Consider the following 19,019-nt stretch of genomic DNA (forward strand, 5'->3'; position numbering starts at 1 on the left):
GCCCCGGCGATATTTCGAGACACGAAATATTCGCTGCTCGTCATGGCAGGGCCTGGCGAACATCCGGGTCCTCGAGCGTCTGGTCGAGCGTTCGGCGCGTGCGCTCGACGATCACGTCGATGTCGCTGTCTGTGCAGCACAGCGGGGGTGCATAGCCGATAACCCCATGCGCAAACGCACGGATGATGAGGCCGTTGTCCCATGCCCTGTCGAAGACCCGCCGCGCCGGCATGGCCGACGCCGGAAGCGGCGTCTTCTTCTCTTTGTCGACGACCAGTTCGATCGCCGCGAGCATGCCGCGACCGCGCACATCGCCGACCAACGGGTGATCGCGCAAGCCCCACAGGCCAGCCATCAGGCGGGCGCCGGCCTTGATGCCGTTCTCCAGAAGACCGTCTTCGTAGAGCTTCAAAACTTCGAGGGCGACGGCGGCGCTGACCGGGTGGGCGGAATAGGTATAGCCGTGGCCGACCGCCGAGGCGCCCGCGCCATCGGCGATGACCTCGTAGACATGGTCGGCCATGAACACCGCGCCCATCGGAACATAGCCCGAGGTCAGGCCCTTCGCGGTCGTCATGAAATCGGGAACGATGTCCTCGTCCGTGCAGGCAAACAGGGGCCCGGTGCGGCCGAAGCCGGTGATCACCTCATCGGCGATGAACAGGACGCCGTACTCCCGGCAGAGTTCGCGCATGGCCTTGATCCAGCCTTTCGGCGGGACGATGACGCCGCCCGAGCCCTGGATCGGCTCGGCATAGAAGGCGGCGACCCGCTCCGGCCCGAGATCCTCGATCTTGGCCCTCAGTGCGGCGAGCGATGCGGCGATGATCGCGTTGCCGTCCTCGCCGACCGGGTTGCGGTAGGGATAGGGGGAAGGGATCTTGTGCTGCCATTCGAAGGGAATGCCGAAGCCGGCATGAAAGGCGGGCAGGGCGGTCAGGCCCGCGCCGACCACCGACGAGCCGTGATAACCCTGCTCGATGGAAATGAACTGATCGCGTTTCGGCTCGCCCCTGGCATTCCAGTAGTAGCGGACGAAACGGATCGTGCTGTCGACCGCGTCCGACCCCCCGAGCGTGAAATAGACGTGGTTGAGGTCGCCTGGGGCGCGCTCGGCCAGTTCCGAGGCGAGCCGGATGGCCGGCTCCGAGCCGAGATCGAAATAGGCGGTGGCGTAGGGGAGTTCGCGCATCTGCCGGGCTGCCGCCTCGACGATGCTGTCGTGGCCATAGCCGGCGTTGACGCACCACAATCCCGCGAAACCGTCGAGAAGTTGCCGGCCGGACGCATCGGTCACGGTGACGCCCTTGGCCGATTTCAGCACGCGTACGCCGACCGCCTCATGGCCGCGATAGGAGGCGACCGGATGGATGAGATGGGCGCGGTCGAGTTCGATCAGGGAATTGGCGAGCATTGTTGTCCTCCGGACTAGCCAAGCGCCTGGTTGGCGAGGGCGAAAATTTTTGGCCTGGACTGTCCAGAATCTTTCTTGGGCGGACGGTCCATGGCCACCCCGCCGCCGACATGGGCGAGGCCGATTTCCTCGAGCCAGCCGGCAATGCCGGTCCTGCTGTCGGTATCGACACGCAGGAAGGCGCCGGGGCGGGTCGCGGCGAAGAACGCGATCAGGGCCTTCGCGGCGTCAGCACTTCCCGCGATGACCGGACCGATCACCTCGCCGCGTCCGAACGGTCGGATCGCGGCATAGGCCTCGATGGCCCCGTTGCGGCGGATCACGGCGAATTGGCCGCGCTCGGCCAGCGCATCGATCAGGGCTTCACGGTCGGCGCCATAGGCACCGCGGTCCAGCGCCTTGATTTCCGGCAGGTTATCGGCGCTTGCTGCGTCCACGCCGTCGGGCGCCTCAAGCTTGGTGACCTTGCCCTGATGCTGCATGATGGTGCCGGAGGGCACGAAGCCCAGCTTCTGATAAAGAGGCATGCCGTCGGTCGTCGCGACGAGCCGCAGCGGACGTTCGCCCGCGAGGGTGAAGGCTTGCTCCATGAGACGGCGCCCGAGCCCCTTGCCCCGCGCGTTCCTGTCGACGATCACCATGTTGATCATGGCGCAGTCCTTGCCGTAGGGCGTGACCAGGATGGTTCCGGCGACGCGGCCCTGGTCGTCGAGCGCGACCGCGCCGCTCGAAAGCTGCAGAGCCATCTGCCAGTCCTGCTGCCGATGCGGCCATTTCTCCTGGCGGGAAAGCGCCACCGCGCCCTCGATGTGGTCGGGCCGGAAGGCCTGGAGTTCGATCTCGCCCTGCTGCATTGAGCGTCCTTTCGTCTGATGCCAAGTTTCGGCCATCGGCGCGCAGCAGATCGTCTGAAGACCTCGGCTTTGGCAGTATCTTTCGCCGTAGCGCGACGGGCGCGCCGCATCTTGTGCCGGCGCCATCCGAAGCGAACGCGCCACGCCACGAAACCGCGCTGCCATCGCCAGGCAAGATGCTACAGCGTGCCAAACGGGATGGCGGATACGGAACTTTCTGCTTTCGGGAGGTTCATTTCGGTCAGGTGACTCGCCGTGTGCCGGCATATGATCAGGCATCCCGAATGCGGATGTGCTTCCACCGGAGATCGACGGACATGGCTTCCTTCAGGCCCAAATACATCACCTTCGACTGCTACGGCACGTTGACCTTCTTCCAGATGGCGGAAGCGGCGCGCGATCTCTACGGCAGCCGTCTCGACGAACCGCGCATGCAGGAGTTCATCAAGAACTTCGCGGCCTACCGGCTCGACGAGATCATGGGTGACTGGAAGCCCTATGCCGATGTCGTCCACAACGCGCTCGAACGCGCCTGCAAGCGCAACGGCGTCGCCTTCAGCGCCGAGGACGCCAGAATGGTCTATGAGCGCGTCCCGACCTGGGGGCCGCATCCTGACGTCCCGGCCGGCTTGGCGAAGGTCGCCAAGGAAATCCCGCTGGTCATCCTCTCCAACGCCATGGACGCGCAGATCATGTCCAATGTCGAAAAGCTCGGCGCGCCATTCCATACCGTCTACACGGCCGAACAGGCGCAGGCCTACAAACCCCGCTTCAGGACGTTCGAGTATATGTTCGACATGCTGGGCTGCGGCCCGGAAGAGGTGCTTCACTGTTCGTCGTCGTTCCGCTACGACCTGATGTCGGCACACGACCTCGGCATCAAGAACAAGGTCTGGGTCAATCGCGGCCACGAACCGGCCAACCCGTATTACGGCTATGTCGAGATCGCCGATATTTCGAGTCTTCCGAGCGTGGTCGGGCTTTGAGACAGGCAGGATGCCGATGAAGTTGGTCTCCTACTGGCACGATACCGCCCCAGTCTTTTCCGGCGGCGCGCAAGGCCCGGTCCAGGGGCACTACGACGCCGCCATCGTCGGCGGCGGCTTCACCGGTCTCGCCGCCGCGCGCCATCTGGCGAAGGCGGGCGCGAAGGTGGCAGTGCTGGAAGCGGAGCGGGTGGGCTGGGGCGCGTCGGGGCGCAATGGCGGGCACCTGAACAACGGCCTTGCGCATAGCTACCTTTCGGCCAAGGCGGAGCTCGGCAAGGAACGGGCGATCGCACTTTACCGCGCGCTGGACAGTTCCATCGACACTATCGAGGCGCTGGTCGCCGAGGAAGGCATCGATTGCAATTTCCGCCGCGCCGGCAAGCTGAAACTCGCCTCCAAGCCGCAGCATTTCGAAGCGATCGCGCGCAACTTCGAAGCCATTCATGCCGAGGTGGATCCGGACACGGCGCTGCTGTCGGCGACCGATCTCAAGTCCGAGATCGGCTCTCCCTTCCATGGCGCGATGCTGTCGAAGAAGAGCGCCATGATGCATATGGGCCGCTATGTGGCCGGCCTCGCCACGGCCGCCGTCCGCCACGGCGCCGTCATCCACGAGAACGCAGTGGTGACTGACCGCAAGCAGGCCGGCAACAGGCATCAGATCACCACCTCCCGCGGCCGGATCAGCGCCGACAATTTGCTGGTGGCGACCGGGGCCTACACCACGCCGAATTTCGGCTATTTCCGCCGCAGGATCATCTCCGTCGGCAGCTTCATAATCGCCACCAGACCGTTGAGCGATGCCGAGATCGCAGCGACCATGCCTGGCAACCGGACATGCGTGACCTCGATGAACATCGGCAACTATTTCCGGCTTTCGCCGGACAAGCGCCTGATCTTCGGCGGCCGCGCGCGCTTTTCGGCGACATCCGACCAGCGCTCCGACGCCAAGAGCGGACAGATATTGCAGGCGGGCCTCGCCGCGATTTTCCCGCAACTCGCCAAGATCGAGATCGACTATTGCTGGGGCGGGCTGGTCGATATGACCAAGGACCGTTTCCCGCGCGCCGGCTACCAGGACGGAGCCTGGTACGCGATGGGCTATTCCGGCCACGGCGCGCAGCTTTCCACCCATCTCGGCATGATCCTGGCCGACGCCATGCTTGGCCGCGAGGACCGCAATCCGATGAGGGGGCTCGAGTGGCCATCTATTCCAGGCTACTCGGGCAAGCCCTGGTTCCTGCCGATGGTCGGGCTCTACTACAAGGCGCTCGACCGGATACGGTAATCAGCAATCCGGCGCGGCCGGGCCTCAGCCCAGCCCGCCGATATGGAAGCTCTTCATCTCGAGATATTCCTCGATGCCGGCCTGTGCCCCCTCGCGCCCGAGGCCGGACTGCTTGACGCCGCCGAAGGGTGCCACCTCCATCGACACCGAGCCGGTGTTGAGCCCGACCATGCCGAACTCCAGTGCCTCGCCGACACGCCAGGCGCGTTGCAGGTTTTCGGTGTAGAAGTAGGAGGCAAGCCCATAGGGCGTGCCGTTGGCCAGCGCGATTGCCTCCTCTTCCGTCTCGAAGCGGAAAAGCGGCGCGACCGGACCAAAGGTCTCCTCGCCGGCGAGCTGCATATCCTTTGTCGCGCCCGTCAGCACCAGCGGCGCGACATACTGAGCTCCCTCCGGCAGTGCCGGGCTCGTCGTGACGATTGCGGCGCCTTTGGCGAGCGCGTCCTCGACGTGCCGGTTGATCTTCTCGACCGCTGCCATGTTGATCATCGGCCCGATGGTGACGCCGGGCTGTGTGCCTGGCCCGACTGTCATGGCGTTGACGCGGGCGGAAAGCCTCGCGGCGAAAGTTTCGTAGACGCCGGCCTGGACGAGGATGCGGTTGGCGCAAACGCAGGTCTGACCGCCATTGCGGAACTTCGAGGCGAGCGCGCCCTCGACGGCGAGGTCGAGGTCGGCGTCGTCGAAGACGATGAAGGGCGCATTGCCGCCGAGCTCCAGGCTGAGCCGCTTCACGCTGTCGGCCGCCCCGCGCATCAGCAGCGAGCCGACTCGCGTCGAGCCGGTGAAGGAGATCTTGCGCACGGTCTCGTTCGCCATGATCTCGTTGCCGATCTCGGCCGGCATGCCGGTGACGATATTGATGACCCCGGCGGGAATGCCCGCCCGTTCGGCGAGCACGCCGAGCGCCAGCGCCGAATAGGGCGTGAACTCGGACGGCTTGACGATCACGGTGCAGCCGGCAGCGAGCGCCGGCGCGACCTTGCGGGTGATCATCGCATTCGGGAAATTCCACGGCGTGATGATGCCGCACACCCCGACCGGTTCCTTCAACACGATGATGCGGCGGTCGGATGTTGGCGCCGGGATGGTGTGGCCGTTGATGCGGCGCGCCTCCTCGGCGAACCATTTGACGAAGGATGCGCCATAACGAATCTCGCCCCTGGCCTCATCCAGTGGCTTGCCCTGTTCCGTTGTCAGGATCAGTGCCAGATCGTCCAGATGGGTGAGCATCAGGCCGTGCCAAGCTTCCAGGAGGCCAGCGCGTTCGGCGTTGGTCTTTTTCCGCCAATCCCGATAGGCGGAAGCCGCCGCGTCAATGGCCGCGCGGGTCTCGGAGCCGGCCATGTCGGGCACCGCGCCGATCGCGGTCTGCGTCGCCGGATCGACGACATCGACCGTTCTGCCGGAGCCGGCCCCGACCCATTCGCCACCGATCAGGCCTGCCTGGCGGAAAAGAGTTTTGTCCTTCAAGTTTTTCATCGAAATCGACCTTGCAATCAGGTGAGTGCCGCGATGACGGTGGCCGTGATGGCCTCCGTCCGGTCCTTGCCGGCAATGGTGCCGATGCCTCTGGCGGTCGTCGCCTCGAGCGCCTTCATGACACGGCCGCCCGCAGCCTTTTCGCCGAGATGATCGAGCATCATGGCGCCGGACCAGATGGCGGCGATCGGATTGGCGATGCCGAGATGGGCGATGTCAGGCGCGGAGCCGTGCACCGGCTCGAACATGGATGGCGCCGAGCGGTCGGGGTTGATGTTGGCGGAGGCGGCGTAGCCCAGCCCGCCCTGGATCGCTGCGCCGATATCGGTCAGGATGTCACCGAAGAGATTGGACGCGACGACCACGTCCAGACTTTCCGGTGCCATGATCATGCGCGCGGCAAGCGCATCGACATGATAGCTGGTCACGGCGACGTCGGAGTATTCCGCGGCGAGCTTTCGCGTGATCTCGTCCCAGAACACCATAGAATATTTCTGCGCATTGGATTTGGTGACGGACGCAAGCTTGCCCCGCCGTGCCCGTGCCTGCTCGAAGCCGAAGCGAAGGATGCGCTCCACGCCGGCGCGGGTGAAGATCGAGGTCTCTACGGCGACCTCGTCCGCAGTGCCTTGATGCACGCGCCCGCCGGCGCCGGAATATTCGCCTTCGGTGTTCTCGCGGATGCACAGGATGTCAAAGTTTTCCGCCCGTAACGGTCCCGTGACGCCGGGAAGCAGGCGGTGCGGCCGTATGTTGGCGTACTGCACGAATGCCTTGCGGATTGGCAGCAGCAGGCCGTGGAGCGAGACGGAATCCGGCACCTCCGCCGGCCAGCCGACCGCGCCGAGCAGGATGGCGTCGAAGCCGCGCAGGGTCTCAATGCCATCCGCCGGCATCATGCGGCCGGTTTCCTTGTAGAATTTGCAGGACCAGGGAAATTCGGTTGCCCCTAGCGCAAAGCCGGACTGCGTGGCCACCGTTTCCAGCACCGTCCACGCGGCGGCGGTCACATCGCTGCCGATGCCGTCACCGGGGATCAGGGCGATCGAATAGGACTTCATCGGCATCTCTCTAGAGGCTGACCAGGACGCTTTTGGTCCTGCGATTGGCGAGATAGGCCTCGCGGCCAAGGTCCTTGCCGATGCCGGAGCGTTTGTAGCCGCCGGTCGGCAGGATGTGGTCGCGCGAGCGGCTGTAGCGGTTGACCCAGACGGTGCCCGCTTCGAGCTTGCGCGCGATGCGGATCGTGCGGGACAGGTCGGCGGTGAACAGGCCGGAAGCCAAGCCGTAGGTCGGATGGCTGGAGAGCGCCAGCGCCTCGTCCTCGGTCTCGAAGGTCTGGACGGTCAGGACCGGACCGAAGATCTCCTCGACGATCGCCGGATTGGCCTGGTCGACATTGGCAATCAGCGTCGGCTCGTAGAAATAGCCGGGGTTCTCCATCGCCCCGCCGCCGGTCAGGCATTCGCCGCCGGCCTCGATGGCGGCCCGCACGATGCCATCGACACGTGTCCGTTGCCTGTCTGAGATAATGGGCGAATAGTGCGTCGCCTCGTCCCAGGTAGGGCCCGGGCGCACCGCCTTCATCCGCTCCAGAATCGCGGCCGTCAGCCTGTCCGCAACGGTCTTCTCGACAATCAGGCGCGTGCCGGCGACGCAGGCCTGGCCGGCGTTGAAGGTGACGCTGCCGGCGATCGCTGTCGCCGCCTTGTCGAGATCGGCATCCGCAAAGACGAGCTGCGGGCTTTTGCCGCCGAGCTCCAGCGTCATCGGCTTGACGCCGGTGCGCGCGACATTCTCCATGATGGCCGAGCCGGCGCGGGTCGAGCCGGTGAAGCTGACCTTGGCGATCTCTGGATGGCCGGTGAGCACCGTGCCGGTCGTCGGGCCGTCGCCGAGCACGATGTTTATGAGCCCGGCCGGCAAGCCTGCTCTGACGGCGAGCTGCGCCATGTAGACTGCCGAGAAGGGCGTCATCTCGGAGGGCTTCAGCACGACGGCATTGCCGGCGGCCAGCGCCGGGCCGAGCTTCCAGCCGGCCATGGAAATGGGAAAGTTCCACGGTGTGATCGCGCCGACCACGCCATAGGGTTCGCTCATGATCATGCCGAGGCTGGCATCGTCGGTCGGCACGAGCTCGCTGCCTTCCTTGTCGGCGAACTCGGCGAAGAAGCGGATCTGCTCGGCGGTGACGGCGATGTCGCCGGCGATGAGCTGTCCCACGGGCCGGGTCGAGCTCATGGCCTCGATCCTGGCGAGCGTTTCGGCTTCCACCTCGATCAGGTCTGCCCAGGCCTGGAGCGCCTTGGTGCGTTCGCGAGGCCGAATGCCGCCCCAGTTGCTGGACTTCAGTGCGGCTTTGGCGCTCTCTACCGCGCGGGCGACGATGTCGCTGCCGGCAATGGGGCAGGCGGTGTATGACTTGCCGTCGGACGGTCGGCGCATCTCGATCGCACCCTCGGCCGCGATCAGCTCTCCGCCAATGAAATGCCCAACGGGGAAGGGAACTGTATCCGGATCGAAGCTTAGGCTCATGGGCGACCACTTTCCTGCATTGACCGGAGCGTAGCGCGTGCCAGCACGCAGCTTGCGCTGTTCGGCGGCCCGTCGCCGACGAATGTTGCGTGCTGGGCGCGGGGGACGGCAAAATCTTCCGCGCAGGTCGGCGCCTGTCGCCCACGCCCTCTACCCCACGGTTACGTAGATCTTGCGCACCGTTTCGATGGTCTTCCAAACTCCGGTGAAGCCAGGCTTCATCACAAAGCTGTCGCCGGCGCGGTAGGTCACCGGCTTGCCGCCGTCGGGGGTGATTTCGACCATGCCGGAGAGGATGTGACAGAACTCGAAGGTCTCCCCCTTGATCGAGCGCGTCTCCCCAGGCGTCGCCTCCCAGATGCCGGTATGGACGAGGTCGTCCCTGGCCACGTCCTGTGCCCAGGTCTTGAAGGCGGGATTGCCGGCAATCAGCCGTTCGGGCAACGCCTTGGATTCGCGCGGTGAAAAGGCTGGATTGGTGTCGACGGTCTTGAGCAGGAGCAAGGTATAGTCCTTCCAGTTGAGGTTTTAATAGCCGCGCGAGCGGTCGACGAGCCCGATGGGATCGAGTCCGGCGCGGTGGCGCCTGATGTTGTCGATTACGGCGCGCGCGGCAGTCGCGGGCTGGGTGACGCTGGCGACATGCGGGGTCAGGATGATCTTCGGATGCGACCAGAACGGATGGCCAGCGGACAGCGGCTCGGGATCCGTCACGTCAATCATCGCCGACGACAGATGGCCGCTGTCCAGCGCGGCGACAAGCGCTTTATGGTCGAGCTGCGGTCCGCGCCCAGTGTGGACGAGAGCCGCGCCCTTGGGCAATCTCGCGAACAGGTCGGCATTGAGGAACCCACGCGTCTCCTCGGTCAGCGGCAGCAGGCAGACCAGTATGTCGCTGGCCGCGAGCATCTGTTCCAGCCCGAGCTCGCCATGATTACAGGTAACGCCCTCGATCCGTCGCGGCGAGCGGCTCCAGCCGGCAAGCGGGAATCCGAAGGGCTTCAACCTGTCCAGGACGGCCTGGCCAAGCTGTCCGAGGCCGAGCACGCCGACCCGGCGCGACCGGGCCTGAAGTTGCGCGATATCGTTCCACTGGCCGGCGCGCTGCTGCGCCAGATAGGCCGGCAGGTTGCGGTGGAGCGCGAGCACGGCCAGCGTCACATATTCCTGCATCATGCGCGCGATGCCTTCCTCGATCATACGCACGACCTTCACGTTTTGAGGCACCGCATCGAGGCGAAACTGGTCGACGCCGGCGCCGATGGAAAACAGGATTTCCAGGTTCCTGTAGCGGGCGAGGTTGTCCGGCACGGTCCAGCTGATCAGGTAACGCACGGCGTCGGGATCGACTGTTGCGGCATCGATCGTGAAGGGGACGTCCGGTAGTTCCCCCGCGAACGCCTCGGCGAAGACGGCACCGCGGCGCGCATCGGAATTGAACAGGAATGTCATCGTGGTTGCCTCGTCACGACGCGCAGCGCGTGCCCAGCGCCCCGATCAATCGCTGGCAGGCGGCGAGTTCGCTCGCAAGGATGTACTCGTCCGGCTTGTGGGCGCGGCCAATGTCGCCTGGGCCGCAGATGATCGCGTCCAAGCCGGCGGCTTGGTACAGGCCGGCCTCCGTGCCGTAGCTGACGGCGCCGAGCGGCGCTTCGCCGGTCAACTCGCCCATCAGGGTCGCCAGCGCCGCGTCTCGCGGAAGCGATAGCGCCGGATAGGCGCTGATCGGCGTCCATTCGACCCGGAAGCCGTCGGCCGTAAGAACCTCTGCCTGCGCTTTGACGGGCGCAAGCAGGCTGGCCGGATCGACGCCGGGTATGGCGCGCGCCTCCAGGTCCAAAGTGCAGGTGTCTGGAATGATGTTGACTGACTGTCCGCCTGCCACCACGCCCGCCTGCAGCGAGGAGTAGGGCGGCTCGAAGGCAGGGTCGAACGGACCATGCGTCAACCGCTCGGCTTCGCTCACGGCCGCGCTCAGCGCCTCGGCCATGGCATGGATAGCGTTGAGCCCGAGATCGGGCCGCGAGGAATGGCCGGAGCGCCCGTTGATCGTCACGCGGGCGGCGGCCTTGCCCTTGTGGGTGCACACGGCGCGCATGGCGCTCGGCTCGCCGACGATGACGCCGAGCGGCTTCGCGCAAAGGGCAGGCAGGCGGGCAATCAGATGCGGTACGCCGCGGCACCCCACCTCCTCGTCATAGGAGAAGGCGAGATGGATCGGCCTGGCGAGGCGCAGTCCCGTCAGTGCAGGCACAGCCGCGAGCACCGCGGCAAGAAACCCTTTCATGTCGGTGGTGCCGCGTCCGTAGAGCCTTTCGCCCTCCTGCCGCAGCGCGAAAGGGGCCGAGGTCCATTGCGGCTCGGCGGCGGGGACGACGTCCATGTGGCCGGACAGTATGTAGCCGGGGGCATCAGCAGGGCCGATCGTCGCGAAAAGATTGGAACGATCGCCTTCCGGTCCGGGGAGGACGGTGACCTGCGTCCCATGTTCCATGAGATAGGTTTCGATCCAGCCGGCGATATCACCGTTGGGTTTGCCAGCGACCGATGGAAAGGCGATGAGACGGTCGAGGATATCAAAGACGTCCATTCCAGCCCTCAACGGATTTCGGTTGCGCCGGATGGGTGCCGTCGACCGTATGCTGCAACAACTTGGAACAGCATGTGCGGCTTCTTTCGCGATTGCGTGCTGAAAGCGGAAATGTTTCAGTCGAATCTTGCGTTGGCGCGCGCCTTTCGAGCAAATCGTATCGACCTGGTTGTCTAGCGTTGGCAGGGGCGGGCGGCCATTGTGTGTCACCCGTTATGCAATCGTTCTGAGGCATGAAATTGAAGCCGTCCGGAAGTTTCAAAATCGATGCCTTCTTGATGCGCATCGGCGACATCGAGGGCATCGAACTCGACCGGTTGCACGCGCACTCCCTATCCGTGGGATGGCCGCACCGAGCCGAAGACTGGCAGTTCCTGCGCGAAGTGGGGCAAGGGCTCGTGGCGCTTGATGAGATTGGCCGTGTTCTGGGCTCGGCCATGTGGTTCGCGCATGGCGCCGATTTCGCGACCGTTGGAATGGTCATCACCTCGCCGCGACTGCAGACGCTCGGTGCGGGGCAATGGCTGATGCAGCGGGTCTTCGAGAAGGTCGCAGGGCGCGACCTGCGCCTCAACGCGACCAGGGCGGCAAGGCGGCTCTACCTTTCGCTCGACTTCCAGCCTGAGAAGACCGTCTATCAATGCCAGGGCATAGCCCGCATACCAACAACGGATAGTGAGCCGGGCGCGCGCGGCGACATCCGGGCTTTGGCGGCAAGCGATATTCCGGCAGGGATCGCGCTCGACGCGGCCGGCTTTGGCGTGAAGCGGACGCGGCTTATTGAAATGCTCTTCGCGCATTCGGCCGGCTATGGGCTTTTCAAGGGCGACAGGCTGAGCGCCTTCGCGCTCTGCCGGCCGTTCGGGCGCGGCCACGTGGTGGGACCGGTCGTGGCCGAAAGCGATACCGACGCCGTAGCTATCGTGCGGCCGCACGTCGCCGACCATTCGGGGTCTTTCCTTCGGGTCGACACCCACATGGACAGCGGCGAGTTCGCCGCCTTTCTCTCGAACGCCGGAATGCCGGTCTTCGATACGGTGCTGACCATGTCGCTGGGCAAACGCCTCGCCGATTTCTCCGTCGGCGGCTCGGCTACGCCGAAGACCTATGCTCTGGCGAGCCAAACTCTCGGATAGTCCGGTGCTTTCGTCGACAATTCAACCATTGCACGGTTGTTCCCTATGTATCTCCAACTGGACCGGTTCCAGCCTCAAGCCTTAAGATCTGAACGTCCGGACATGGACCTCTCAGGCCAGAAGCCGCCAGTCACCTGAAAGCAGACTCCTAATCAGATGTCCGAGTGTGACCTAGCAGCCACCCTCAGATATTCTCCGGCGTGACTATTTCGAACGGTATGGACCGTTGAAGAGTTGCGAGCGGTGCTTGTGGTCCGCTGACATCGATCATGGTCTGCACGAGAAGGGCGGAGGTCGCCTCAAGCGGGTGACAGAGAGCTGCAGTGATTAACCCTTCCGACAATCCCCTGCGAGTCTCAGGACCAATGTCGCGGCATACTACCCTGATGCCCGAACGCCTTTCCGAAGGGACCTCTCTCAATGCACGAAGGACACCGGTAATTCCGCCGCCGACGATCAGAATTCCCACGAGATCGGCGGTTGTCTTAAGCAACTCGGCGACCATTCGGTAAGCCTCATTCGATTCCTCGTGGGTTGGGCGGCTTTCCTCCACCGTGAGCCGTGGAGCGTGTTCGCGCAAATACGAACGGAAGCTGGCGTCTGAGACGTCCTGGCACTGATATCGATGGTTGCCAATGAAAACCGCAATTCGACCAGGACCGTGGGTGGTTTGGGCAATCAAAAATGCAGCTGTACGCCCCAGCTTCCAGTTGTCCGTGCCCACATAGGCCGCCCTTTCAGGCGCCGACTGATCCGTGATGTAGGAAACAACTGGTTTTCCCATCTCCTTCAGGGAACGGATGGCTTGGCCAATGATCGGGTGATCCGCCGCGACCACCGCGACGGCGTCGCATTTCTCGCCGAGCGCGATAAGGCGGTTCGAAATAGTATCCGGCGTCAAAATATCGACGAAGTCGACGACAGGGTCGATGACCTCGTCCCGACGCTCGCGACAGGCGGTAACGATCTTCTTCCCGAACAACTGGTAGAGGTCACGGGTCGACTGCTGGAGCAGGAAACCCAATCGGTAATGCGGCGATATTTTACGGGCCCGATCGTCGATTGCGCCGATCCCGTAAAAGCCAATTTCTTCCGCAGCGCTCTGGACGCGTTGGATAGTTTTCGGCCGCACGGAAACGGTGCCACCCAAAATTCTGTTCACAGTCGCCACCGATACGCCTGCCGCGGTAGCCAGATCTTGGATTGTCGGCCGCTTCACCAAACCCGTCCCTTGGCTGTATCATCATGATTGAAGCTAAATGATACAAATGCAATTTTGATATTATTTCTAGCTTCTCCGAATATCAACCCTCCGATATGAATTGCGCCGAATAGGGGCTCGATCGGCTGAGCCCTGGGGCGGGGTCCGAACCCCAGAATGAACCGGGCGAGGAGGCGCTGTTATGATGGATGACCTTCAGTATGGAACACGCGACAAGCGCGGCAATTGGGCCCCGCACCTGCGCGCCGCGCCGGCACCGATCTGGCACCGTCCGTTCAATGCGAAAAAGGTCTTGGCCTGGATTCCTGAATTCTTCTGGCCGTGGAATACCTTCCACCTCGCCACGTCGCTCATTTGGGTCAACCTGCTGATCCCGAGCTGGCAGAGCCTCGCGAGCCTTTCGCTGCTAAACTACCTTTGGCTATACGGCCTCAACGCCGCTGGGATTTTTCTTTTCTACGGCTTCTTCGAGCTGCGCTACTATGTCCAGCGCAAACAACAGAACCGCTTCAAGTACAATCCAAAGTTTCCCTCGGACGCGCCGTCCGATGTGTTCTGGTTTCAAAGCCAGAACATCGACAATTTCGCCCGCTCGTTTTTCGTCACCATACCACTGTGGACGGTAGTCGAGATCGTGATGTTGTGGGTCTATGCCAACAGCTGGGCGGTCTGGCTGCCATGGACCACGAACTGGCTTTACCTGTCGTTCCTGGTGCTTATCGCGCCTGCCGTGCATGAGGTCTATTTCTTCTTCCTGCACCGGGCGATCCATTGGCCTCCGCTCTACAAATGGGTGCACTCGGTCCACCACAATTCGATCAATCCGAGCCCGTGGTCGTCGCTGTCGATGCATCCGGTTGAGGGCTTCCTCTATCATGCCGAAGCCTGGCTGCACCTGTTGATCCCGTCCAACCCGGTCTGCGCCTATTTCACGCTGCATGGAGCGGGCTTCGGCGCGGTCAACGGCCATCTCGGCTTCGAGACGTTTGAAATCACCGACAAGATCAATCTCGATAGCCATTCTTACGTGCATTACCTGCACCACAAATACTTCGAGGTGAATTACGGCGGCGACGGGCTTGTGCCCCTCGATAAGCTGTTCGGCACTTGGCACGACGGAAGTAAGGAAGCCGACGAAGTCATGAAGACCCGCTTTCGCAAGAAAAAGGAAAAGGTACGGAGCCGACAGGAAGGCCGCGGCGATCCAGCGTCTGGAATGCCGGCCGAATAACGAAACCAAGCGCTGTTTCGGCTGAGTCCGTGAGGAGCGGGCCTGGAACAGGAAGACTTTTGTCGAAACCCTACGGGTTAATCTGGGAGGAAAAACCATGAAGCTTTTCAAGATGCTTGTGTCGACAGCGGTGCTGGTCGGCTTCAGCACCGGCGCGACGCTTGCCGCCAACATCTTCGTCGTCGGCGGCAAGCCCGACGATCCGTTCTGGTCGATCGTCAAGCGCGGCGCCGAAGACGCCGGCAAGGTGGTCGAGGCTCAGGGTGGCAAGGTCACTTGGCTCGGGCCGCAGAACTACGACAATCTAGGCGTCGACGCCGCCGAACTGATCCGCCAAGCCATCGACCAGAAGGCGGACGCCATTGTCGGCCCGGACTGGGTGCCGGAAGCGATGGACCCTGCGTTCAAGGCTGTCAGGGATGCTGGCATTCCGCTGCTCATCTACAATGCCGGCGGGCTGAAAGCGGCCGATCGTCTTGGCGCCATGAACTATGTCGGCTCGGACGATTACAAGGGCGGTGTCGCGGCTGGCGAGTACCTTGCCAAGGGCGGCAACAAGAAGGGCGTCTGCATCAACACGCTGCCAGGCGCCGCCAACATCGAGGCCTTCTGCGGCGGTTTCAAGGAAGGCATGACCAATGGCGGCGGCGAAGCCGACGTCCTGCCATTGCCTGCTACATCCTTCGGCTCGGCCACGGCCGTCGCGCAGGCGGTGAAAGCCTATCTGCTGCAGCACCAGGATGTGAACGCTGTCTTTACGATCGGCAACGTCGACGCCAACTCCGCCATGAACGGTCTTACGCAGGCCGGCAAGGTCGGGAAAGTGCAACTCTGCGGCATGAACTTTGACGAAACCATCCTGAACAACATCAAGGATGGCAAGCAGGCCTGCGCGATCGATCAGCAAGGCTACCTGCAGGGATACCTGGCCGTTGCGATCCTGAATGGCCACGTCAACTATGGTTTGTCGGTGCCCACCCGCGAGATCCTTACGGGACCAGGCATCATCGACAAGGCAAATGTCGACGCCACCATCGCTGGCGTGAAGGCCGGGACGCGATAATCCTCCCGCCTGGGCCGCTTTCGCGTTTGCGGCGGCGGCCCTTTTTCCTCTCTCTGCGGCGGCGACATCAAGGCTGGCCGTAAGCTCGCGGATTACCCTAATGGCACATCCCGTGACGTCCACATCAACGCCGGCGATTGACCGCCCGCAGTCCGGACTGGCATTCGGCCGCCTGGCGCGACGACCAGAGTCGGGCTCGTTTCTCGGCATGATCGCTGTTCTTCTTTTCTTCGGCGTGTTCGGCGGAAGCGGCTTTATGTCAGCAGCCGGCGCGGCGAGTTGGTTGAACATCGCTTCCGAGATCGGCATCATCGCGCTGCCGATAGGGTTGCTGATGATCGCTGGCGAATTAGATATCTCGGTCGGCGCCGTGATCCCGGCGGCATCGCTGACCGCTGCCATCATCTCCGGTCACTATGGGCTCCCCGACTGGCTTGGCATAACGGCCGCGCTCGGACTCGGTCTCGCCGTCGGCCTCCTCAACGGCCTGCTCGTTACGAGAACGTCCATCCCATCCCTGATAATCACCATCGGCACCATGTTCGGCACGATGGGTCTGACGCTGGGTCTCACCGTCAAGATCGCTGGCAGTACCGGGGTCTCGCTTGTGCCGGATCCGTTCACCAAGGAAATCCTCGGTGATTATCTCGGTGGCATGTTCCAGGTCACGATCCTGTGGTGGGTGGTGTTCGTGGTTGGCCTGTTCTGGCTGTTGCACATCTCGCCGATAGGCAACTGGATCTATGCGCTCGGCGGCGACAAGGAGAGCGCGCGCAATGTCGGCGTCCCAACCAAGCGCCTGAGCATCGGCCTTTTCATGCTGTCCGGCTTCAGCGCCGCTTTCGTCGGCGTCAGCGAGGTGATGGTCTATCAGAGTGCGCAGGTTCTGGCGGGCCAGTCCTTCATCTTCAATTCCATCATGTGCGTGGTCATCGGCGGCGTTTTGCTCACCGGTGGCTTCGGCTCGGTCGTTGGCATCGTGTTCGGCACTCTCACCTTCTCGATCGTGAACCAGGGCATCTACTTCACGAGTTTGGACCCCAATGTTGGAAGCGTCATCATCGGCGTGCTCCTCCTGATTGCGGTGGTGACCAACGACACCTTCCGGCAACTCGCGCTCAGCTATTCGTCGAAGAAGGGAGGGCGGTCATGATGGACGCAATCAGATCCTTGTTGCGGCGTCCGGAAGCCGGGTCGATCCTCAGTCTCATCGGCGTGGTGCTGTTCTTCGTTTTGTTCGGCGGCGCCAATCTGGGCACACTCGTTGGCGCGGCGAGTTGGGTCAATTTCGCGGCCAATCTCGGCATTGTCGCCATTCCCGTCGGCCTGTTGATGATCTCAGGCGAGCTCGACATCTCCATCGGCGCACTGATCCCGGCGGGTTCGATGACCACTGCCATCCTCACTGGCTATTACGGGCTGCCCATATCGGTCGGAATAGCAGGAGCGCTGGCGATAGGCGTGGCGGTCGGCCTGGTCAACGGCCTGCTGACGATACGTACCTCCGTGCCCTCGCTTATCATTACCCTGGCCACGCTGGTCGCCATGCAAGGGGTGGTGCTCAGTGCGTCGGTGCTTCTGACCGGCAATGCCAGTGTTGCCGTGACCGCGCCGGACTGGGCCAAATTCCTGTTCGGCCAGCTGATCGGCGGCAGTCACCAAGTCATCATCATTTGGTGGGTGGCATTCGCCACAATCATGGGTTTCGTCCTGCACAAAACCCGCTACGGCAACTGGCTTTTTGCAATGGGCGGCGACCGTGTCAGCGCCCGCAATGCTGGCATTCCGACAGACCGCATGACCATTGCGCTGTTTGTGTTGTCCGCTGTCAGTGCAACGTTCGTTGGCATCTGCCAGGCGATCCTGTTCAATTCCGCCCAAGTCTCCGGCGGCATGAACTTCATCTTCAACGCCATCGTCTCCGTGGTGGTGGGCGGCGTCCTGCTGACCGGCGGCTTCGGGTCCGTCCTCGGCATTTTCGTTGGCACCATCACCTTCGCCATTGTCAGCCAGGGCATCTACTTTACGCAGATCGACCGAAACTGGTCGAACCTGATCATCGGCGTGATGCTCCTGATAGCCGTGCTGATGAACCAGTCGTTCCGTGACCTGGCTCTGTACTTCAGGCCGCGGAGCAAGCGAAGCCTGCCGCGGGAGCCAGCAAACCCATGAGAAATGAGTTGTTAGAGCAGTCCAAGCCCGCGGTCACATGGTTGGCCAAGGATAGGGTTTCGATGAACAGCCTGGCTAGTCGGCAGCATCAATCACACCGGGCGCGATATGAAGGGCTGAGCACGCCATGAACGACAAACCTGCCATTCTCGAACTGAAGAACGTCAACAAATCCTTCGGCCCAATCGACGTCCTGCACGATATTTCGCTCAAGGTGCGTGCGGGCGAGGTGCTTTGTCTGCTCGGCGATAACGGAGCCGGCAAGTCGACCCTCATCAAGACCTTGGCTGGTGTCCATAAGCCCACCAGCGGGCAGATACTGATGGACCGTCAGCCAGTAACTTTCGTCGGACCGAGTGACGCGCAGGGGCGGGGTATTGCCACGGTGCACCAGTTCGGCGGCACGTTCCCGCTGATGAGCATAGGGCGGTCTTTCTTTGTTGGGGTCGAGCCGACCAAAGGTTGGGGACCGTTCAGGATCTACGACCGCAAGCGCGCCAACGAAATCGCGGTGAAAGCGGTGCGGGATTTCGGCATCACCCGTATTGATGACGGTGACCGCTTGGTTGGGGGCCTGTCGGGCGGCGAGCGCCAGTCGCTCGCCATTGCCCGCGCCGTGTATTTTGGAGCGCGTGTGCTGATCCTGGACGAGCCGACCGCCGCGCTCGGCGTCAAGCAGGCCTCGCACGTGCTGCGTATCGTCAACGAGGCCAAGAGGCGCGGCCTGGCGGTGGTCTTCATTACTCACCAGGTCATGCACGCCATGGCTGTCGGCGATCATTTCGCAGTGCTGATCCGTGGCGCCATCGCCGCCGATTTCCGCAAGGGCGAAAAGTCCCGCGAGGAGATCACAGATCTGATGGCTGGCGGCGAGACCATGGCTGACCTCGAAGCGCAGGTTGAGGGTTACATGGAGACCCATGAGGGGCATCCGCCGTCCCCGCAGGTGCTGGAGGTCCCAGCCGCTTACTAGACCTCCTTGGGAGGCTATCCAGTCCGGCTCGGCTTCATCTCGCCGCTTGTCGCGGCCCCGTAAACTCGAA

The 19,019-nt window shown here is 63.1% G+C and carries 17 protein-coding genes; 8 read left to right on the forward strand and 9 right to left on the reverse strand.

The features are described 5' to 3' along the window. Positions 1-40 precede the first annotated feature (40 nt). Together FJ934_RS17715 and FJ934_RS17720 are read right to left on the reverse strand one after the other, a co-directional pair. Positions 41-1,414, reverse strand: coding sequence for an aspartate aminotransferase family protein (locus FJ934_RS17715; RefSeq protein WP_140610876.1), 1,374 nt, complete (start codon positions 1,412-1,414; stop codon positions 41-43). Positions 1,415-1,428: 14 nt separating this feature from the next. Next, the gene (locus tag FJ934_RS17720) at positions 1,429-2,268 is read right to left on the reverse strand and encodes a GNAT family N-acetyltransferase (RefSeq protein WP_140610877.1); all 840 of its coding nucleotides are present in this window, start codon (positions 2,266-2,268) and stop codon (positions 1,429-1,431) included. A gap of 317 nt (positions 2,269-2,585) precedes the next feature. Between FJ934_RS17720 and FJ934_RS17725 the strand changes: the two genes are divergently transcribed. Continuing rightward, entirely contained in the window at positions 2,586-3,254 is a 669-nt protein-coding gene (locus FJ934_RS17725) for a haloacid dehalogenase type II (protein WP_140610878.1), read from the forward strand. Positions 3,255-3,270: 16 nt separating this feature from the next. Beyond that, a complete protein-coding gene (locus FJ934_RS17730) occupies positions 3,271-4,545 on the forward strand; it encodes an FAD-binding oxidoreductase (protein ID WP_140610879.1) in 1,275 nt (424 codons plus the stop codon). A gap of 24 nt (positions 4,546-4,569) precedes the next feature. Here FJ934_RS17730 and FJ934_RS17735 read toward each other — a convergent pair whose 3' ends face one another. The 6 genes from FJ934_RS17735 to argE form a co-directional block, all read right to left on the reverse strand. Continuing rightward, on the reverse strand, positions 4,570-6,027 hold the full coding sequence (locus FJ934_RS17735; RefSeq protein WP_140610880.1) for an NAD-dependent succinate-semialdehyde dehydrogenase: 1,458 nt from the start codon (positions 6,025-6,027) through the stop codon (positions 4,570-4,572). Between the two features lie 17 nt (positions 6,028-6,044). Beyond that, positions 6,045-7,088 carry a tartrate dehydrogenase gene (locus tag FJ934_RS17740; RefSeq protein WP_140610881.1) on the reverse strand — a complete coding sequence of 348 codons (1,044 nt, stop codon included), beginning with the start codon at positions 7,086-7,088 and terminating at the stop codon, positions 6,045-6,047. Positions 7,089-7,098: 10 nt separating this feature from the next. After that, on the reverse strand, positions 7,099-8,562 hold the full coding sequence (locus FJ934_RS17745) for an aldehyde dehydrogenase (RefSeq protein WP_140610882.1): 1,464 nt from the start codon (positions 8,560-8,562) through the stop codon (positions 7,099-7,101). Positions 8,563-8,712: 150 nt separating this feature from the next. After that, positions 8,713-9,066 carry a cupin domain-containing protein gene (locus FJ934_RS17750; protein ID WP_140610883.1) on the reverse strand — a complete coding sequence of 118 codons (354 nt, stop codon included), beginning with the start codon at positions 9,064-9,066 and terminating at the stop codon, positions 8,713-8,715. 24 nt (positions 9,067-9,090) lie between these two features. Next, the gene (locus FJ934_RS17755; protein WP_140610884.1) at positions 9,091-10,014 is read right to left on the reverse strand and encodes a glyoxylate/hydroxypyruvate reductase A; all 924 of its coding nucleotides are present in this window, start codon (positions 10,012-10,014) and stop codon (positions 9,091-9,093) included. Between the two features lie 13 nt (positions 10,015-10,027). Then, complete coding sequence (gene argE, locus FJ934_RS17760) at positions 10,028-11,152, reverse strand: acetylornithine deacetylase (RefSeq protein ID WP_140610885.1); 1,125 nt, start codon at positions 11,150-11,152, stop codon at positions 10,028-10,030. Between the two features lie 233 nt (positions 11,153-11,385). On the opposite strand from argE, the gene FJ934_RS17765 reads away from it, so the two are divergent. Next, positions 11,386-12,288 carry a GNAT family N-acetyltransferase gene (locus FJ934_RS17765; protein ID WP_140610886.1) on the forward strand — a complete coding sequence of 301 codons (903 nt, stop codon included), beginning with the start codon at positions 11,386-11,388 and terminating at the stop codon, positions 12,286-12,288. 184 nt (positions 12,289-12,472) lie between these two features. Here FJ934_RS17765 and FJ934_RS17770 read toward each other — a convergent pair whose 3' ends face one another. After that, positions 12,473-13,507, reverse strand: a complete 1,035-nt coding sequence (locus FJ934_RS17770) for a LacI family DNA-binding transcriptional regulator (RefSeq protein ID WP_140610887.1) — start codon at positions 13,505-13,507, stop codon at positions 12,473-12,475. Positions 13,508-13,694: 187 nt separating this feature from the next. Between FJ934_RS17770 and FJ934_RS17775 the strand changes: the two genes are divergently transcribed. The 5 genes from FJ934_RS17775 (at position 13,695) to FJ934_RS17795 (ending at position 18,949) form a co-directional block, all read left to right on the forward strand. Further along, on the forward strand, positions 13,695-14,741 hold the full coding sequence (locus FJ934_RS17775; protein ID WP_140610915.1) for a sterol desaturase family protein: 1,047 nt from the start codon (positions 13,695-13,697) through the stop codon (positions 14,739-14,741). Positions 14,742-14,853: 112 nt separating this feature from the next. After that, positions 14,854-15,804 (forward strand): sugar ABC transporter substrate-binding protein, encoded by a 951-nt coding sequence (locus FJ934_RS17780; RefSeq protein WP_140610916.1) that lies wholly within the window; start codon positions 14,854-14,856, stop codon positions 15,802-15,804. Between the two features lie 208 nt (positions 15,805-16,012). Further along, positions 16,013-16,957 carry an ABC transporter permease gene (locus FJ934_RS17785; protein WP_246671550.1) on the forward strand — a complete coding sequence of 315 codons (945 nt, stop codon included), beginning with the start codon at positions 16,013-16,015 and terminating at the stop codon, positions 16,955-16,957. Then, on the forward strand, positions 16,957-17,976 hold the full coding sequence (locus tag FJ934_RS17790; RefSeq protein WP_140610917.1) for an ABC transporter permease: 1,020 nt from the start codon (positions 16,957-16,959) through the stop codon (positions 17,974-17,976). The genes FJ934_RS17785 and FJ934_RS17790 overlap by 1 nt, the downstream gene beginning before the upstream one ends. A 127-nt stretch (positions 17,977-18,103) precedes the next feature. Then, the gene (locus FJ934_RS17795; RefSeq protein WP_140610889.1) at positions 18,104-18,949 is read left to right on the forward strand and encodes an ATP-binding cassette domain-containing protein; all 846 of its coding nucleotides are present in this window, start codon (positions 18,104-18,106) and stop codon (positions 18,947-18,949) included. Positions 18,950-19,019 lie beyond the last annotated feature (70 nt).

This window comes from Mesorhizobium sp. B2-4-12 (assembly GCF_006441575.1).
Lineage (GTDB): Bacteria > Pseudomonadota > Alphaproteobacteria > Rhizobiales > Rhizobiaceae > Mesorhizobium.

Coding starts and splice junctions, on each gene's coding strand:
- FJ934_RS17765 (WP_140610886.1), top strand. CDS start 11,386: ATGAAATTGAAGCCGTCCGGAAGTTTCAAAATCGATGCCTTCTTGATG.
- FJ934_RS17745 (WP_140610882.1), bottom strand. CDS start 8,562: ATGAGCCTAAGCTTCGATCCGGATACAGTTCCCTTCCCCGTTGGGCAT.
- FJ934_RS17755 (WP_140610884.1), bottom strand. CDS start 10,014: ATGACATTCCTGTTCAATTCCGATGCGCGCCGCGGTGCCGTCTTCGCC.
- FJ934_RS17720 (WP_140610877.1), bottom strand. CDS start 2,268: ATGCAGCAGGGCGAGATCGAACTCCAGGCCTTCCGGCCCGACCACATC.
- FJ934_RS17790 (WP_140610917.1), top strand. CDS start 16,957: ATGGACGCAATCAGATCCTTGTTGCGGCGTCCGGAAGCCGGGTCGATC.
- FJ934_RS17740 (WP_140610881.1), bottom strand. CDS start 7,088: ATGAAGTCCTATTCGATCGCCCTGATCCCCGGTGACGGCATCGGCAGC.
- FJ934_RS17795 (WP_140610889.1), top strand. CDS start 18,104: ATGAACGACAAACCTGCCATTCTCGAACTGAAGAACGTCAACAAATCC.
- FJ934_RS17775 (WP_140610915.1), top strand. CDS start 13,695: ATGGATGACCTTCAGTATGGAACACGCGACAAGCGCGGCAATTGGGCC.
- argE (WP_140610885.1), bottom strand. CDS start 11,152: ATGGACGTCTTTGATATCCTCGACCGTCTCATCGCCTTTCCATCGGTC.
- FJ934_RS17715 (WP_140610876.1), bottom strand. CDS start 1,414: ATGCTCGCCAATTCCCTGATCGAACTCGACCGCGCCCATCTCATCCAT.
- FJ934_RS17785 (WP_246671550.1), top strand. CDS start 16,013: ATGATCGCTGTTCTTCTTTTCTTCGGCGTGTTCGGCGGAAGCGGCTTT.
- FJ934_RS17730 (WP_140610879.1), top strand. CDS start 3,271: ATGAAGTTGGTCTCCTACTGGCACGATACCGCCCCAGTCTTTTCCGGC.
- FJ934_RS17725 (WP_140610878.1), top strand. CDS start 2,586: ATGGCTTCCTTCAGGCCCAAATACATCACCTTCGACTGCTACGGCACG.
- FJ934_RS17735 (WP_140610880.1), bottom strand. CDS start 6,027: ATGAAAAACTTGAAGGACAAAACTCTTTTCCGCCAGGCAGGCCTGATC.
- FJ934_RS17780 (WP_140610916.1), top strand. CDS start 14,854: ATGCTTGTGTCGACAGCGGTGCTGGTCGGCTTCAGCACCGGCGCGACG.